The 15,570-nt window shown below is 69.6% G+C and carries 13 protein-coding genes and 1 tRNA gene; 2 read left to right on the top strand and 12 right to left on the bottom strand.

The genetic code is table 11. The features are described 5' to 3' along the window. Window positions 1-81: 81 nt before the first annotated feature. The gene (locus P1K89_RS30100; RefSeq protein WP_284620243.1) at window positions 82-4,038 is read left to right on the top strand and encodes an Ig-like domain-containing protein; all 3,957 of its coding nucleotides are present in this window, start codon (window positions 82-84) and stop codon (window positions 4,036-4,038) included. 44 nt (window positions 4,039-4,082) lie between these two features. Continuing rightward, window positions 4,083-4,172: transfer RNA gene (locus tag P1K89_RS30095), tRNA-Ser, on the top strand. A 14-nt stretch (window positions 4,173-4,186) separates the two neighbouring features. Here P1K89_RS30095 and thmT read toward each other — a convergent pair. Genes thmT through P1K89_RS30035 form a run of 12 tightly spaced genes read right to left on the bottom strand, consistent with a single transcriptional unit; the run spans window position 4,187 to window position 15,557 of the window. Next, window positions 4,187-4,378 (bottom strand): 2-hydroxymuconate tautomerase, encoded by a 192-nt coding sequence (gene thmT, locus P1K89_RS30090; protein WP_284620242.1) that lies wholly within the window; start codon window positions 4,376-4,378, stop codon window positions 4,187-4,189. Between the two features lie 11 nt (window positions 4,379-4,389). Continuing rightward, window positions 4,390-5,433 (bottom strand): 4-hydroxy-2-oxovalerate aldolase, encoded by a 1,044-nt coding sequence (dmpG, locus tag P1K89_RS30085; protein WP_284620241.1) that lies wholly within the window; start codon window positions 5,431-5,433, stop codon window positions 4,390-4,392. A 12-nt stretch (window positions 5,434-5,445) separates the two neighbouring features. Continuing rightward, entirely contained in the window at window positions 5,446-6,360 is a 915-nt protein-coding gene (locus P1K89_RS30080; protein WP_284620240.1) for an acetaldehyde dehydrogenase (acetylating), read from the bottom strand. Between the two features lie 40 nt (window positions 6,361-6,400). Then, window positions 6,401-7,402, bottom strand: coding sequence for a formylglycine-generating enzyme family protein (locus P1K89_RS30075; protein ID WP_284620239.1), 1,002 nt, complete (start codon window positions 7,400-7,402; stop codon window positions 6,401-6,403). Window positions 7,403-7,406: 4 nt separating this feature from the next. Beyond that, window positions 7,407-9,176, bottom strand: coding sequence for an arylsulfatase (locus tag P1K89_RS30070; RefSeq protein WP_284620262.1), 1,770 nt, complete (start codon window positions 9,174-9,176; stop codon window positions 7,407-7,409). A 31-nt stretch (window positions 9,177-9,207) separates the two neighbouring features. Continuing rightward, complete coding sequence (gene dmpH, locus P1K89_RS30065; RefSeq protein ID WP_284620238.1) at window positions 9,208-9,996, bottom strand: 2-oxo-3-hexenedioate decarboxylase; 789 nt, start codon at window positions 9,994-9,996, stop codon at window positions 9,208-9,210. A gap of 16 nt (window positions 9,997-10,012) precedes the next feature. Beyond that, window positions 10,013-10,795, bottom strand: a complete 783-nt coding sequence (dmpE, locus tag P1K89_RS30060; protein WP_284620237.1) for a 2-oxopent-4-enoate hydratase — start codon at window positions 10,793-10,795, stop codon at window positions 10,013-10,015. Between the two features lie 11 nt (window positions 10,796-10,806). Continuing rightward, a complete protein-coding gene (locus tag P1K89_RS30055; protein WP_284620236.1) occupies window positions 10,807-12,261 on the bottom strand; it encodes a 2-hydroxymuconic semialdehyde dehydrogenase in 1,455 nt (484 codons plus the stop codon). 5 nt (window positions 12,262-12,266) lie between these two features. Beyond that, window positions 12,267-13,124, bottom strand: coding sequence for an alpha/beta fold hydrolase (locus tag P1K89_RS30050; protein ID WP_284620235.1), 858 nt, complete (start codon window positions 13,122-13,124; stop codon window positions 12,267-12,269). A 30-nt stretch (window positions 13,125-13,154) separates the two neighbouring features. Further along, window positions 13,155-14,099 carry a catechol 2,3-dioxygenase gene (locus P1K89_RS30045; RefSeq protein ID WP_284620234.1) on the bottom strand — a complete coding sequence of 315 codons (945 nt, stop codon included), beginning with the start codon at window positions 14,097-14,099 and terminating at the stop codon, window positions 13,155-13,157. Next, complete coding sequence (locus tag P1K89_RS30040) at window positions 14,099-14,479, bottom strand: 2Fe-2S iron-sulfur cluster-binding protein (RefSeq protein WP_284620233.1); 381 nt, start codon at window positions 14,477-14,479, stop codon at window positions 14,099-14,101. Before P1K89_RS30040 ends, P1K89_RS30045 begins: the two co-directional genes overlap by 1 nt. A 13-nt stretch (window positions 14,480-14,492) precedes the next feature. Continuing rightward, window positions 14,493-15,557, bottom strand: coding sequence for an NADH:ubiquinone reductase (Na(+)-transporting) subunit F (locus P1K89_RS30035; RefSeq protein WP_284620232.1), 1,065 nt, complete (start codon window positions 15,555-15,557; stop codon window positions 14,493-14,495). Window positions 15,558-15,570 lie beyond the last annotated feature (13 nt).

Below are 15,570 nucleotides of genomic sequence, written 5' to 3'. Positions count from 1 at the left end.
CTACGCGGCGTCATCGCTGCGTGATTCAATAAACGCCATTCGATAGACGACAGATCCGGGACCCCTCGGAGGAGCATCAGCATGGCGGCCAACTGGAGCCTCGACCAGGTCTTCAACCAGCTCAACGGCGGCTCGCGCTGGTCGGGCGACACGATCACCTACGCCTTCCCGACCAGCTCGAACGGCATGTACTCGCAGGGCGAGGCCGCCGGATTCCGCGCCGCCGACCCCGCGCAGCAGAGCCTGATGACGCTGGCGCTGGCCACCTGGGACGACCTGATCGTGCAGGGCTTCGCACCCGGAACGCCGGGACAGACCAACATCGAGATGGCGTACACCAGCACGTCCATCGGCTACGCCCACGCCTACTACCCGCAGATCGGCAGCGCCTGGTTCAACGCCACCGAAGGCGACCTGGTGCGCACGGCCATCGGCCAGTACGGCTTCCAGACCTTCATCCACGAGATCGGGCATGCGCTCGGCCTCGACCACATGGGCGACTACAACGGCAACGGCAACTGGTCGCCGTCGTCGTTCCAGGACAGCGTGGTGCTGTCGATCATGTCCTACTTCGGTCCGCGCTACGCGGCGCCGAACTACTCGGCCGAGGTGATGCAGGCCGACTGGGTGGCCGACGACGGGCAGACCTACTCGCCGCAGACGCCGATGTTGAACGACATCATGGCGATCCAGCGCATCTACGGCGCATCGACCACGACGCGGCTGGACAACACGGTCTACGGCTTCAGCAGCACCGTCGGCGGCCCGACCGGCGCGATCTACGACTTCACGCAGAACGCACATCCGATCCTGACGATCTACGACTCCGGCGGCAACGACACGCTGGACCTGTCGGGCTGGAGCACCGCCAGCCGGGTCGACCTGCGCGCCGGCCAGTTCTCGTCTGCGAACAGCATGACGAACAACATCGCGATCGCCTACAACACGACGATCGAGAACGCCCGCACCGGCCCCGGCAACGACACGATCACCGGCAACGATGCGGCGAACCGGCTCGAAGGCGGCGCCGGCAACGACGAGCTCAACGGCGGCGAAGGCGACGACACGCTGGTCGGCGGCACCGGCAACGACATCATCGAAGGCGGCGGCGGCAACGACACGGTCGTGCTCGAAGGCCCGTTCTCCAGCTACACGATCAACGTCGCCGGCGGCCAGATCACGGTCACCGGCGCGGCCAGCGGCAGCGACCGCATCAGCGGTGTCGAACGCTTCCAGTTCGCCGATGGCGTGCGCAACGTCGGCGACCTCGCCCCCGGCGGCGACAGCACCGCGCCCGTGCTGCAGTCCACCAATCCGGGCGACAACGCCAACGCGGTGTCGATCGGCGCGAACCTGGTGCTCAGCTTCAGCGAGACCGTCGAACCGGGCAGCGGCAGCATCAACATCTTCAATGCCGACGGCTCGCTGTTCACGAGCATCTCGGTCGCCGACACGGGCCAGGTCACGTTCAACGGCAGCACCGTGACGGTCAACCCGACGGCCAACCTGCTGGCCGGCCGCGGCTACTACGTGCTGATCGACGCCGGCGCGATCACCGACCAGGCGGAGAACCGCTGGTCGGGCATCGGCAGCGCCACGGTCTGGAACTTCAGCACCGGCACCACCGACACCAGCGCGCCGCAGCTGGTGGGGCTGACGCCGGCCGACGACGCGGGCAGCGTCGCCCCCGGGGCGAACCTGGTGCTGCAGTTCAACGAGCCGGTGGTCGCCGGCAGCGGCAACGTCACCATCCGCAGCGGCAATGCGATCGTGCGCACCATCGCGATCGGCGACACGACGCAGATCAGCTTCGACGGCAGCACGGTCTCGATCAATCCCGCGGCCGACCTGGCCGCCGGCACCGACTTCTTCGTCACCATCGACAGCGGCGCGATCCGCGACGGCGCCGGCAACGCCTATGCCGGCTTCAATGCCGCCACGACCTGGAACTTCCGCACCAGCTCGGGCACCGTCACCGACGACTATCCCTACCACGTCGACACCCCCGGGGTCGTCACCGTCAATGGGGCCGCGGCCACCGGCGTCATCGAAGTGCCGCTGGACGACGACCTGTTCAAGGTCACGCTGGTCGCCGGGACCAACTACACCTTCACGCTCAACCGCAGCGGCGGCGGCGGCCTGACCGATCCCTACCTCGCGCTGTTCAGTCCGCTGCCGGCGGTGGACTTCCTGATCCAGGACGACGACAGCGCCGGCGGCGGCAACGCGCGCATCGGCTTCACGCCGACGGTCAGCGGCGTCTACTACCTCGGCGTCTACGACTACGGCAACGGCACCGGCGCCTACACGCTGAGCGCGACCACGCAGGACAGCAGCGCGCCGACCGTGGTCACGCGCACGCCGGCGGACGACGCGAGCCAGGTCAACATCGGCGCCGACCTGGTGATGAACTTCAGCGAGACGGTCGTGCGCGGCGCCGGCAGCATCCGCGTGTACACCGCCAACGGCACGCTGTTGCGCGACATCAGCGTCAGCGACACGCTGGCCGTGCAGATCAACGGCAGCAGCGTCACGATCAACCCCGGCGAGAACCTGCCGTCGGACACCGCCTTCTACGTCAACATCGACCCCAACGCCTTCCGCGACGCCAGCGGCAACGGCTTCGCGGGCATCAGCGGCTCGACGGCCTGGAACTTCCGCACCGCCGTCGTCGCATCGACCGACGACTACCCGCTGAGCGTCAGCACCACCGGCGTGCTGCCCGCCAACGGCGGGGCGATCAGCGCCCGCATCGACACCCCGAACGACGGCGACCTCTTCAAGGCCAACCTGATTGCCGGCGTGACCTACCGCTTCGACATGAAGAAGGCCGCCGGCAGCAACGTCGACCCGTACATGGTCCTGTACGGCACGCTGCCCGAAGCCGATCTGATCGCCTACAACGACGACATCAGCGACAGCAACCGCGACGCGCAGCTGTACTTCACGCCCAGCACCAGCGGCACCTACTACGTCGCCGGATTCGACTATGCCGAGGCCACCGGCGGCTACAGCATCTCGCTGGCGCGCCCGACCGACGACTACGCCGACAACGTCGGCACGCTCGCCACCAACGGCACCGTCGCCAGCGGCAAGATCGGCGTGCCGACGGACACCGACCGCTTCGCGGTCACGCTGAACGCAGGCTGGCAGTACACCTTCGACATCAAGTCGGCGGGCGCCGCCGGGCTGGACGACCCCTACCTCGTGCTGCTCGATGCCGCGGGGCATGCGCTGGCCTACGACGACGACACGGGCATCCAGCTGAACTCGCAGCTGACCTTCTCGCCGGCGGTCAGCGGCACCTACTACATCGCCGCCTCCGACTTCGATACCGGCACCGGCGACTACACCGTGTCGGCCTACCTGCGCAACGTGTTCAACGGCACGGCGCAGCCCGACGACCTGCGCGGCACGACCGGCCCCGACACGCTGTACGGCGGCAACGGCCGCGACATCCTGCGCGGCGGCAAGGGCGACGACATCCTGGTCGGCGGCGCCGACATCGACATGGCCGTGCTCGGCGGCTTCACCGGCGACTACACCATCAAGGTCATCGAGGGCGGCTTCGCGCTGAACCACGCCGTGCCGACGAACAGCGAAGGCCGCGAGCTGCTGTACGAGGTCGAGCGCATCGCGTGGGACGACGGCTACTGGGCCCTCGACCTCGACGGCAATGCCGGCATCACCGTCAAGATCCTCGGCGCGGTGTTCGGCGCCGATGCCATCTACAACGAGACCTACGTCGGCATCGGGCTCGACCTGCTCGACGGCGGCATCAGCTACGAAGCGGTGATGCAGCTGGCGCTGGACGCCGCGCTGGGCCCCAACGCCAGCCACGCGGCCATCGTGAACCTGCTCTACGACAACGTGGTCGGCTACGCGCCACCGCCGGCGGACCTGGCCTACTTCAAGGGCCTGCTCGACAGCCACGTGCTGACGCCCGCCGAGCTCGGCGTGCTGGCCGCCGAGACCGAGCTCAACGCGGCCAACATCGACCTCGTCGGCCTGATGGAGTTCGGCATCGGCTACGTGTGACAATCCCGGCCCGGCGCGCGGCTTAGAGCCCGCGCGCCGCCCAAGGAAGCGTGGCCGAGCGGTTTAAGGCACCGGTCTTGAAAACCGGCGAGGGTTCATCCCCTCCGTGAGTTCGAATCTCACCGCTTCCGCCAGCGCCCGGCCGGGTTCAGCGCCCGAGGTCCTTCGCGCTCACCCCCGCGATGCCCCAGTTCTGCTTCGGCACGTCGTGGATCCACACGCGCACGTTCTCCTTCGGCGCGCCCACCGCCTCCACCAGCGCCTGGGTCACCTTCTCGATCACCGCCCTCTTCTGCTCCTCGGTGCGGCCTTCGACCATGTAGATCTGTGCGAACGGCATGGTGCTCTCCTTCAGGCAGCCACGCGTTGGCCGCGTGCGCGCGCCATCGTCAGCGCGGTGTCCTCGATCATGTCCTCCTGCCCGCCCACCATGCCGCGCCGGCCGAGCTCGACCAGCAGTTCGCGCGCCGGCACGCCGTACTTCTTCTCGGCGCGCTTGGCGAACAGCAGGAAGCTGCCGTAGACGCCGGCATAACCGAGCGTCAGCGCATCGCGGTCGATGCGGATCGGGAAGTCCATCAGCGGCACGACGATGTCCTCGGCGACGTCCTGGATCTTCCAGACGTCGATGCCGGTCGCGATGCCCATGCGGTCGCACACCGCGACCAGCACTTCCATCGGTGTATTGCCGGCACCGGCGCCCAGGCCCGCGGCGGCGGCGTCGATGCGCGTCGCGCCGGCCTCGATCGCGGCGATGCTGTTGGCCACGCCCATCGCGAGGTTGTGGTGGCCATGGAAGCCGATCTGTGTCTCGGGCTTCAGCGCGGCGCGCACGGCGGCGATGCGTTCCTTGACGCCGTCGGGCAGCAGGTAGCCGGCCGAGTCGGTGACGTAGACGCAGTTGGCGCCGTAACTCTCCATCAGCCGGGCCTGCTTCACCAGGCCCTCGGCGCTGTTCATGTGCGCCATCATCAGGAAGCCGACCGTGTCCATGCCGAGCCGGCGTGCCTGCGTGATGTGCTGCTCCGACACGTCGGCCTCGGTGCAGTGCGTGGCGACGCGGATCGTCGACACGCCGAGGCCATGCGCCATCTTCAGGTGGTCGACCGTGCCGATGCCCGGCAGCAGCAGGGCCGAGACCTTCGCGCGCTTCATCAGCGGGATCACCGTCGACAGGTATTCCTCGTCGCTGTGCGCCGGGAAGCCGTAGTTGACGCTGCTGCCGCCGAGGCCGTCGCCGTGCGTGACCTCGATCAGCGGCACGCCGGCCGCGTCGAGCGCGGTGGCCACCGCCTTCATCTGCGCCAGCGTCATCTGGTGGCGCTTCGGGTGCATGCCGTCGCGCAGCGTCATGTCGTGCAGCGTGACCTTCGTGCCTTCGAGTGGGCTCTTCATGGTGCGGCTCCTTCAGGCCTGGGCGGGTTCGAGGCTCAGCTTGCCGGCGAGGATCTCCTCGGCAAACATCTCGGCGGTGCGGGCGGCGGCCGCGGTCATGATGTCCAGGTTGCCCGCGTACTTCGGCAGGTAGTCGCCCAGGCCCTCGACCTCCATGAACATCGATACCCGGTTGCCGTCGATCACCGGACCGTTGACGAGCCGGTAGCCCGGCACGTACTTCTGCACTTCCTTGATCATCGCGTGCACCGATGCCTCGATCTCCGCCACCTTCGGCGCATCGACCGTCAGGCAGTGGATGGTGTCGCGCATGATCATCGGCGGGTCGGCCGGGTTGATCACGATGATGGCCTTGCCGCGCTGCGCGCCGCCGACCTGCTGCACCGCGCCGGCGGTGGTGCGGGTGAACTCGTCGATGTTCTTGCGCGTGCCGGGGCCGACCGAGCGGCTCGACACGGTGGCGACGATCTCGCCGTAGGCCACCGGTTGCACCCGGCTCACCGCGTAGACCATCGGGATCGTCGCCTGGCCGCCGCAGGTGACCATGTTGACGTTCATCTCGCGCCGGCCCACGTGTTCCTTCAGGTTCACCGGCGGCACGCAGTAGGGGCCGATGGCCGCCGGCGTCAGGTCGATCATCATCACGCCGAGCTCGTTGAGCTTGCGCGAGTTCTCGGCGTGCACGTAGGCACTGGTCGCGTCGAAGGCGATCTGCACGCCGTCGGCCAGCACGTGCGGCAGCAGGCCGTCGACCCCCTCGGCCGTGGTCTTGATGCCCATCTCGCGGGCGCGCTTCAGGCCGTCGGAATCCGGGTCGATGCCCACCATCCACACCGGCTCGAGCACCGGGCTGCGCTGCAGCTTGGCCAGCAGGTCGGTGCCGATGTTGCCGGGCCCGATGAGGGCGCATCTGATCTTCTGGGTCATGGGAAAGTCCTCGTTTGAATCGTGTGGAGTGCGCGCCGCATCAGCGCGACGCGATGGAAGCGGGCACGGCCGCGACCGTGCGGAAGCCGATGTGCGAGGTGCCGAGGCCCACGTCGGCGGGCTGGCGCGCAGACGGGCGGTAGCGCATGCAGACGTTGGGCGCACACAGGTGCGAGCCGCCCTTGATCACGCGCGCGGCCGACGCGGCGGTGTCCGGCCCGAACGCGGTCGCCGTCCACTGCCAGACGTTGCCCGCCATGTCGAACAGGCCGTGGCCGTTGGCCGGGAAGCAGCCGACCGGCGAGGTGCCCGCGAAGCCGTCGTCCGCGCGGTGCTCGAACGGAAAGGCGCCTTGCCAGGTGTTGGCCATCGGTCGGCCTTGCGGTGCGAAGCGGTCGCCCCAGGCATACGGCTGCGCTTGCAGGCCACCGCGCGCGGCGAACTCCCACTGCGCCTCGGTGGGCAGCGCGCGGCCGAGCCAGCGCGCGTAGGCCTGCGCGTCCTCGTACGCCACCTGCACCACCGGGTGGTTGGCCAGTCCTTCGATGCTGCTGCCCGGCCCCTGCGGATGGCGCCAGTTCGCACCTGGCACGAGGCGCCACTCGCCGGCCCGGCGTCCCTCCGGCATCACGAACACCGCCGACGCGGCCGGGACCGACCGGCCCTGCGCATCGGTGCCGGCACGCTCGGCCACCGTGACGTAGCCGGTGGCGGCAACGAAGCGCGCGAACTGCGCGTTCGTCACGTCGTGGCGATCGATCCAGAAGGGCTCGACGGCGGCCTCCTGCGCGGGCGCCTCTTCCGCATAGTGGCGGTCCGAGCCCATCGTGAATCGGCCGCCCGCCAGGTGCACCATGCCGCCGTGCGGATCACCGGCCGCCGGCAGGCCGCCGTAGCCCTCGCAGAGCACCGGGGCGGCGGACCGGGCGGCGGCGGGCGGGTGGCGTTCGGCCGCCGCGACGACCAGCGAGGCCCCGACGGCGGCCGCAGCCACCGCCACGCCGGCCAGTTCGAGCAGGAAGCGAGGCGTAGGGGCGTTCATGGCGTCACTTCGCGCGCGGCTGCTGCGCCGCCTCGAGCGCCAGGTCGTCGTAGTACTTCGCGCCGTTGCTGTAGCCAGGCCGCGTGGCGAGGCCCGGGATCTCCAGCACGCCGTTCTCGGCGACGTAGCGGCGCCAGTCGGCCAGCAACTCGGCCAGCTTGGCCGGCTGCGTCGCCGCCAGGTCGTTCTGCTCCGTGCGGTCCTCGGCCAGGTTGTAGAGCTCCCAGGCGCCCTTGCCCCACGGCGCATTGGCATACACGATCTTCCAGTCGCCCTTGCGCAGCGCCTTGCGGCCGCCCAGTTCCCAGCCGATGGCCTCGCCGGGCGCATAGGCCGACGACACCTTGCCCTGCAGGTAGGCCAGCAGAGAGCGGCCCTTGACCGGCAGCACGCCGGCCGCGGGGTCCTTCGTCGCCGGATGGCTGGCGCCCGCCAGCTCGTACAGCGTCGGCGCGATGTCCATCACGTGGCCCACCTGCGTCCGGCGCTGCGCCACCACGCCCTGCGCCGGGGCCCAGACGATCGCCGGCACGCTGATGCCGCCCTCGTACATGAAGGACTTGTACAGGTTGAACGGCGTCATGCCGACCTGCGCCCAGCCGGGGCCGTACTCGACGAACGAGCCCGGGCGGCCGACGTTGGCCGTGCTGTTGTCCATGGCCTTGTGCACCCATTCGCGGGTGCGGGCCACGTCGTAGACCGAGTTGCCGTCGGCGCCGTTGTCCGACAGGAACACGACCACGGTGTTGTCGAGCTCGCCGGTGCGTTCCAGGTGCGCCAGCACGCGGCCGATCTGACGGTCCATGTTGTCGACCATCGCGGCATACACCGCCATGCGGCGCGCCTCGGACCGCTGCTGCTCGGGCGTCAGCCGCGACCAGCCGGGCCACTGCGAATGGCCGGCGTAGAGCCTGGAATCGGCCGGGATCACGCCGAGCGACTTCTGGCGCTCGAAGCGTTCGGCACGCAACGCGTCGTAGCCCTTCACGTAGCGGTGCTCGTAGCGCGCGATGTCCTCGTCCTTGGCATGCAGCGGCCAGTGCGGTGCGGTGAACGCCAGGTAGGCGAAGAAAGGCTGGCGGCCGTCGCCGCGCGTCTCGTCCAGGTACTGCACGAGGCGGTCGGCAAACGCCTCGGACGAGTAGAAATGCTGGCGCGGCGTGTCCACCGGCTTGCCGTTCTCGCGGTACAGGGCCTTGGGCGGCTTGTCCGGATCGGTGGCGACGATGCCGGACTGGTCGCCGAAGTGGCTCGCGCCGCCCATCGTCATGGCGTACGAACGGTCGAAGCCGCGCGCCGCCGGGCTCTGCTCCTCGGCATTGCCCAGGTGCCACTTGCCGGCCATCACCGTGCGGTAGCCGTGGGCGCGCAGCACCTCGGGGATCGCGGCCACCCGGGTGCTGAGGTAACCCTCATAGCCCGGCTTGCCGCGCTGCTCGGGCAGCATCAGCTCGGCCATGTCGCCGAAGCCGGCGAGGTGGTTGTCGGTGCCCGACATCAGCATCGCCCGCGTCGGCGAGCAGAACGGCGACGCGTAGAAGCTGGTCAGCGTGGCGCCGTGGCGCGCCAGCCGGTCGAGGTGCGGCGTGGCAATCTCGCCGCCATAGGCGCCGAGGTCGGCATAACCCAGGTCGTCGGCCAGGATCAGCAGGATGTTGGGCCTGGCCGCCGGCCTGGCGGCGGCTTCGCCCACGGGGGGCGGCGTCGCGGAACAGGCGGCGAGCGCGATGGCGGCGAGCAGCGCGGACAGGCGCCGCCCTGCACGGTGGTGCATACGGTTCACGGCAGTCTCCTCAGTGGTTCGGTCAGACGAAGCGCATGCCGACTTGCCCCAAGTCCTGGAAGCGCGCCGACACGTGGTCGCCGGCCGCCACGGCGATGGCTTCGGTCATGCCGCCGGTCATCACGAAGCTGCCGGCCGGAAGCTCCTGGCCGCGGGCGCCGAGGTGGTTGGCGAGCATCGCCACCGCGGTCAGCGGATGGCCCAGCACCGCGGCGCCGGCGGCCATCGCGACGATCTGGCCGTTCTTCTCGAGCACGACGCCGAGCGTGCGCAGGTCGAGCCCGTCGACCGCGCGCAAACGCGATCCGACGACGAAGCGCGAGGCCGAGGTGTTGTCGGCGATCACGCTCTTCAGGTCGAACTTGAAGTCGCGGTAGCGGCTGTCGATGATCTCGACCGCGGGCACGACGAAATCGATCGCCGCCAGCACCGCGCCGACATGGCAGCCGGGTCCGCGCAGTGGCGCCTTGGTGACGACGCAGATCTCGGCCTCGACCTTCGGGTGGATCAGTTCGCTCGTGCGGATCTCGCCGCCGTCGGGCCGAGCCATGTAGTCGCTGACGAAGCCGAAGACCGGCGTGTCCACGCCCATCTGCTTCATCTTCGCGAACGAGGTCAGCCCGGCCTTCAGGCCGACGGTGCGCTGGCCGCGCGCTTCCTTGCGGCGGCGGATCTCGTCCTGGATCGCGTAGGCGTCGTCCCAGTCCATGCCGGGGTGTTCGTCGGTGATCTTGGTGACGTCGCGCGCCTGCAGTTCGGCGCTTTCGAGGTGCTCGGCGAGGCCGGCGATGGTCTGGGCATTCAGGTTCATGGGTCGTCCTTGCCGGTCAGATGAAGCGCACCCGGGCATCGCCCAGGCCGCCGACGCTGCAGTGCAGGCTGTCGCCGGCCTTGACCGGCACCAGCGGCGATTGCGAGCCGGACAGGATCACCTCGCCGGCCTTCAGCGCCATGCCGAGCCGGCCGAGCGTGTTCGCGAGCCAGGCCACGGCGTTGACCGGCGAGCCCTGCACGGCCGCGCCGGTGGAGGTGCTGACGATCTCGCCGTTCTTCTCGAGCACCATGCCGGCGAGCGCCAGGTCGAGCTCGCGCGGGTCGCGGCGAGTGCCGCCGAGCACCAGCACGCCACACGAGGCGTTGTCGGCCACGGTGTCCTGGATCCTGATCTTCCAGTCGCGGATGCGCGAGTCGACGATCTCGAAGCACGGCATCACGAAGGCGGTGGCGCGCAGCACGTCGGCCGCCGTCACGCCCGGGCCCACGAGGTCACTCTTCAGCACGAAGGCGACCTCGGCCTCGGCCTTGGGCGCGATCATCGAATCGACGCGGATCGGCTCGCCCTCCTGCACCACCATGCCCGAGAGCAGCTGGCCGAAGTCGGGCTGGTCGACGCCGAGCATGTCCATCACGACCTGGCTCGTCACGCCGATCTTCTTGCCGACCACCGTCTCGCCGGCGTCGAGACGGCGCTGGATCATGCGCAGCTGGATGCGGTAGGCGTCGTCGAGGGTGATCGTCGGCTCGCGTTCGGTCAGCGGCGGAACCGGCGTGCGGGTGAGCAGCGCGTCGTACAGCTCGTCGCCGTACTGCTGGATCTGGGTGTCGTTCATCGATGTCGTCCTCAAAGCTTCACCATGACGTTGCGGAGCTCGGTGTAGAACTCCAGCGAATGCACGCCGCCCTCGCGGCCGATGCCGCTGGCCTTCGATCCGCCGAAGGCGGTGCGCAGGTCGCGCAGGAACCAGCTGTTGATCCAGCACAGCCCGACCTCGACCTCGCGCGCCATGCGGTGCGCGGTGCCGAGGTCCTGTGTCCACACGGTTGTCGCCAGGCCGTAGTCGGTGTCGTTCGCCAGCGCGATGGCCTCGTCGACGGTGTCGAAGGGGGCGATGTGGCAGCAGGGGCCGAAGATCTCCTCGCGCACGACGCTGGCGGTCTCGGGCAGGCCGGTCCAGATCGTCGGCTGCACCCAGCAGCCTTCGGCCAGCGCGCCGGTCATCGCCGGCACGCCGCCGCCGGTGACCACCGTCGCGCCCTCGGCCACGGCTTTTGCGTAGTAGCCCAGCACCTTCTGCTGGTGCTCGCGCGAGATCAGCGGGCCGAGGCCCACGCCGGGCTCTTCCGACGGGCCGATCTTCAGCGACTCGGCCCGGGCCTTCAGCGCCGCGACGAAGCGCTCGAAGATCGGCCGCTGCACGTAGACCCGCTCGGTGCCCAGGCAGACCTGGCCGCAGTTCTCGAACGCGCTGCGCGTGATGCCGGCGACGGCCTTGTCGAAGTCCGCATCGGCGAACACGATGCCGGCGTTCTTGCCGCCGAGCTCGAAGCTGACCGGCCGCACGCCCTTCGCGGCCGCGGCCATGATGGCCTCGCCGGTGCGCGTCTCGCCGGTGAAGGTGATGGCGTCCACATCCGGGTGCTGCGTCAGGAAGGCGCCGGCGGAGTCCGGGCCGAAGCCATGCACGACGTTGTAGACGCCGTCGGGAACGCCGACCGCCTTCATCACCTCGCCGAGCAGCGTGGCGGTGGCGGGCGTCTCTTCCGAGGGCTTCACGACCACGGTGTTGCCGCAGGCCAGCGCCGGGCCCACCTTCCAGGTCATCAGCAGCAGCGGCAGGTTCCACGGGCAGACCACGCCGACCACACCCACCGGCGAGCGCAGCGCGTAGCTCAGCGCGGTGCCGCCGTCGGGCGTCGTCATCTCGAAGCTCTCGGTCGGCACGTTCTTGACGATGTCGGCGAAGACCTTGAAGTTCGCCGCGCCGCGCGGGATGTCGATGTGCGAGGCCAGCGACTTCGGCTTGCCGGTGTCGGCCATCTCGGCGGCGAGGAAGTCGTCGAAGCGGCGGTTGATCTCGTCGGCCACCGCGTGCAGCAGCTCGACGCGGCGGGCCACGCTCATGCGGCCCCACTCGCCCGTCAGCGCCGCGCGGGCGGCGCGCACCGCGGCATTCACCTCGTCGCGGCCGGCCTCGTGCACCAGGCCGATCAGCCGGTTGTCGACCGGCGCGCGGTTCTCGAAGGTCTTGGCCGTGGCGACGAACTCGCCGCCGATGAAGTTGAGGAACTGTTTCATGTCGATCACTTGGGAGAGGAAGACGCCGCCGCCGCGTCGGCCTCGGCGACGAAGTCGCCGACCAGCCGGTTGAAGCGCGCCGCATGCTCGATCTGCGTCCAGTGGCCGCAGTGGCCGAAGACGTGCAGCTGGCTGTTCGGAATCCAGTTCGCCAGGGTCAGCGAATTGGCGAGCGGGATCACGCGGTCCTCGCGGCCGTGCAGCACCAGCGTCTCGTGCGGCAGCGCGCGGATGTCGGCTTCGGCGCTGCACATCGCGTCGACCCATCGCTGGCGCGGCGCGGGGAACATGGCCGAGAACGACTCGTGGAAGCCGGGGCGCACGCTGGCTTCATAGCGCAAGCGCGCGAGCTCGTCGGTGGCCAGCGTCGCGTCGTGCGCGAAGATGTCCAGCAGCGAGCGCATCGCCGCCAGCGACGGCTCGTAGCCCCACACCGCGTCCAGGCCGGGCGTGATCGTGAACGGCACCCCCACCGAGCCCATCAGCACCAGCCGGCGCACGCGTTGCGGATGGCGGATCGCCAGTGCCAGCGCCAGCGCGCCGCCGAAGGAGTTGCCGACCAGGTCGGCGCGCTCGACGTCGAGCGCATCGAGCACGCCCACCGCCTGCGCGACCCAGTGGTCCATCGCGTAGCGATGGCCCGCCGGGCGCTCGCTGAAGCCGAAGCCGGCCATGTCGGGCGCGATGACCCGGGCGCGCTGCGCCAGCACCGGCAGGCTGAGCCGCCAGTTGGCCCAGGCCGAGACGCCGGGGCCCGAGCCGTGGATCATCAGGATCGGCGAGCCCTGGCCGACGTCGTGCAGGTTGGTGCGGATGCCGGCGGCCATCACCGGCCGGCCGATCTCGGGGTTGCTCATGGTCATGCCTTCAGCTTGCTGTCGTGGCCGCGTACTTCAGGTGTAAACCTCGGTGAACGAGGGCACCAGGTCGCCGGTGTGGAAGAAGATCGCGCTGCCCAGGCGCTCTTCGCTCCACGTGGTCACCGGGCGATCGCGCTGTGCCAGGTAGCCCAGGCCGGCGAAGGTCTCGTTGCGGTTGCCGCTGGGGTCGAAGAAGTAGATCGTCTCGCCGCGCGTGATGCCGTGGCGCGTGGGCGCGACGTCGATGCGCGTCTTGGTCTTGGCCATCACGTCGGCGGCCTTCAGCACGTCGTGCCACGAGTCCAGGAAGAACGCGATGTGGTGCAGCCCGCTGGTGGGCCCGCCGACGAAGGCGATGTCGTGCGGCGTGGTCGTGCGCGACATCCAGGTCGCGGCCTGGATGCTGCCGTCGGGGCCGACCATCACCTGCTCGGTGAGGAAGAAGTCCAGCGCCTCGGACATGAAGCGGGTGTTGTCCGCCACCGTGTTGACGCCCTCAGCCGGGTTCATCTCGCACATCAGCAGCAGGTGGTCCAGCCAGTGCGCGCCGGCGCCCTTCAGGCCGTCCGGCCACGGGTCGGGGCAGTGCGTGCCGACCTCGGTGCCGACGTACTCCTTCATCGCGTACAGCCGCATCTCGTGGCCGCTGGGCAGCTTGAACTGCAGCATGCGGCCGGTGGCGGGCAGCGTGCCCTCGGACAGCGTCGTGGTCGGGATGCCCCAGGCCTCGATCTTCTGCTTCAGCGCGTCGAGGTCGGCTTCCTTCTCGACCTTGTAGGCCACGTGGTTCAGCCCGGCGCGGTCCGACGGCGTCAGGATCAGCGAGTACTTGTCCCACTCGTCCCAGCACTTCAGGTAGACGTTGCCGGCCTTGTCGACCATCGTGGTCTTCAGGCCCAGCACGTTCTCGTAGTGCCGCACCGCGGCGTCGATGTCCATCACCCGCAGGCTGGCATGCCCGATTCGCATCACACCCATCATTGGTCTCCTGGTTGGTTCACTGCGTGGATCGGGCGCTCGACCGTGGCGGCGGGCTCCCGTGAAAAAGGTCGTTGAAGACGGCCGGTCACTTCGAGCGTTATCGCGCAGTCCGGCGCGACGCGGCAGGCCAGCGTGACGCCGGCGGCTTCCTCGTCAGCGCTGACGTGCGCGCGGCTCACCGGGCCGAGCGCATGCACCCGGCCCTCGACGATGCGCACCTTGCAGACGCCGCAGCCGCCGTTGACGCAGCCCGCCGGGATGCCGCGCCGGCCCAGCCGCAACATGCCGCGCAGCAGGCTCTCGTCGCTGCCGCAGGCGTAGGTCTCGCCGGTCTGCGCGACGTGCACGCTGACGGTGGGCTTGGTGCCGAAGATCATGGCCGCGGTCCGCTCACAGGCGCTGGAACAACGGGCTGCGCGCGCCCTGCGCATCAGCGGCCGAGAGGAACTTCTCGGTGAAGATGTCGCGTTCGAAGAGCCGCCCCTGCATCAGCGTGGCGATGCAGGCCTCCACCATCGGCGGTGGGCCGCACAGGTAGGCCTGGTGGCCGGCGAACGTGCCGCCGAAGTGGGCCTTGGCCGCCTCGTGCACGAAGCCGCGCGCGCCGTCCCAGTCGCTGCCCTCGGGCTCGTTCGACAGCGCCGGCACGTAGTGGAAGTTGGCATGCCGCGCGGCCAGCGCCCGGAACTCGGCGTGGTAGTACAGCTCGTCGCGCGTGCGCTGCCCGTAGACCAGCGTGATCGGCAGCGTGCAGCCGCCGTCGAGCAGGTCGAGGATCATCGAGCGTGGGCTCGACAGCCCCGAGCCACCAGCCATGAAGACCATCGGCCGCGCGGCCGAAGCGCGCACGAAGAAACGGCCGTAGGGGCCGGCCAGGCGCAGCCGGTCGCCGACCTTCAGCTGCCGGTGCAGGTAGCCAGTGCCCTGGCCGCCTTGCACGATGCGCACGTTGAGCTCGATCTCGCCGCTGCGCTCGACGTCGGCCGGCGCATTGGCGATCGAGAAGGCCCGGCTCTGGCCGAGGCCCGGAATCTCCAGCTGCACGTACTGGCCGGCCTGGAAGCCGATCGGCTTGTCCAGTGCCAGGTGCAGCGCCTTGATCGTCGGCGTCAGGTCGACGATGCGGCGCACGGTGGCGGCGAAGTCGCGCACCGGGATCACCTGCGCGTCGGGCTCGTCCTCGATGTCGGCCTCGATGGTCGCGTCGCACTGCAGCGTCGCGCAGCAGGCCAGCGTCTTGCCCTCGTCGCGCTCGACGTCCATCAGCGCGAAGGGGTTGGCGTGGCCATGGTCCACCTCGCCGTCGCAGACCTGCACCTTGCACGTGCCGCACAGGCCGTGGCCGCAGGCATGCGGGATGTAGATGCCCTGCCGCAGCGCGGCGTCGAGCACGCTCTGGCCTTCTTCCACCTCGATGGTGGCGCCCAGCGGTTCGATGGTCAGTTGGTAGCTCATGGCGCGGCCTGCG

Origin of the sequence: Aquabacterium humicola (genome assembly GCF_030167915.1) — a bacterium.
Lineage (GTDB): Bacteria > Pseudomonadota > Gammaproteobacteria > Burkholderiales > Burkholderiaceae_C > Pseudaquabacterium > Pseudaquabacterium humicola.
The sequence above is the reverse complement of the archived record's forward strand: the minus strand, read 5'-3'. Positions and strand labels throughout refer to the sequence as shown.

What these genes read in the sequence shown, in the direction of transcription:
- dmpE (WP_284620237.1), bottom strand. Translation starts at nt 10,795, where the DNA reads ATGAACGACACCCAGATCCAGCAGTACGGCGACGAGCTGTACGACGCG.
- thmT (WP_284620242.1), bottom strand. Translation starts at nt 4,378, where the DNA reads ATGCCGTTCGCACAGATCTACATGGTCGAAGGCCGCACCGAGGAGCAG.
- P1K89_RS30050 (WP_284620235.1), bottom strand. Translation starts at nt 13,124, where the DNA reads ATGACCATGAGCAACCCCGAGATCGGCCGGCCGGTGATGGCCGCCGGC.
- dmpH (WP_284620238.1), bottom strand. Translation starts at nt 9,996, where the DNA reads ATGAACCTGAATGCCCAGACCATCGCCGGCCTCGCCGAGCACCTCGAA.
- P1K89_RS30055 (WP_284620236.1), bottom strand. Translation starts at nt 12,261, where the DNA reads ATGAAACAGTTCCTCAACTTCATCGGCGGCGAGTTCGTCGCCACGGCC.
- P1K89_RS30075 (WP_284620239.1), bottom strand. Translation starts at nt 7,402, where the DNA reads ATGAACGCCCCTACGCCTCGCTTCCTGCTCGAACTGGCCGGCGTGGCG.
- P1K89_RS30035 (WP_284620232.1), bottom strand. Translation starts at nt 15,557, where the DNA reads ATGAGCTACCAACTGACCATCGAACCGCTGGGCGCCACCATCGAGGTG.
- P1K89_RS30080 (WP_284620240.1), bottom strand. Translation starts at nt 6,360, where the DNA reads ATGACCCAGAAGATCAGATGCGCCCTCATCGGGCCCGGCAACATCGGC.
- P1K89_RS30100 (WP_284620243.1), top strand. Translation starts at nt 82, where the DNA reads ATGGCGGCCAACTGGAGCCTCGACCAGGTCTTCAACCAGCTCAACGGC.
- P1K89_RS30045 (WP_284620234.1), bottom strand. Translation starts at nt 14,099, where the DNA reads ATGGGTGTGATGCGAATCGGGCATGCCAGCCTGCGGGTGATGGACATC.
- P1K89_RS30040 (WP_284620233.1), bottom strand. Translation starts at nt 14,479, where the DNA reads ATGATCTTCGGCACCAAGCCCACCGTCAGCGTGCACGTCGCGCAGACC.
- dmpG (WP_284620241.1), bottom strand. Translation starts at nt 5,433, where the DNA reads ATGAAGAGCCCACTCGAAGGCACGAAGGTCACGCTGCACGACATGACG.
- P1K89_RS30070 (WP_284620262.1), bottom strand. Translation starts at nt 9,176, where the DNA reads ATGCACCACCGTGCAGGGCGGCGCCTGTCCGCGCTGCTCGCCGCCATC.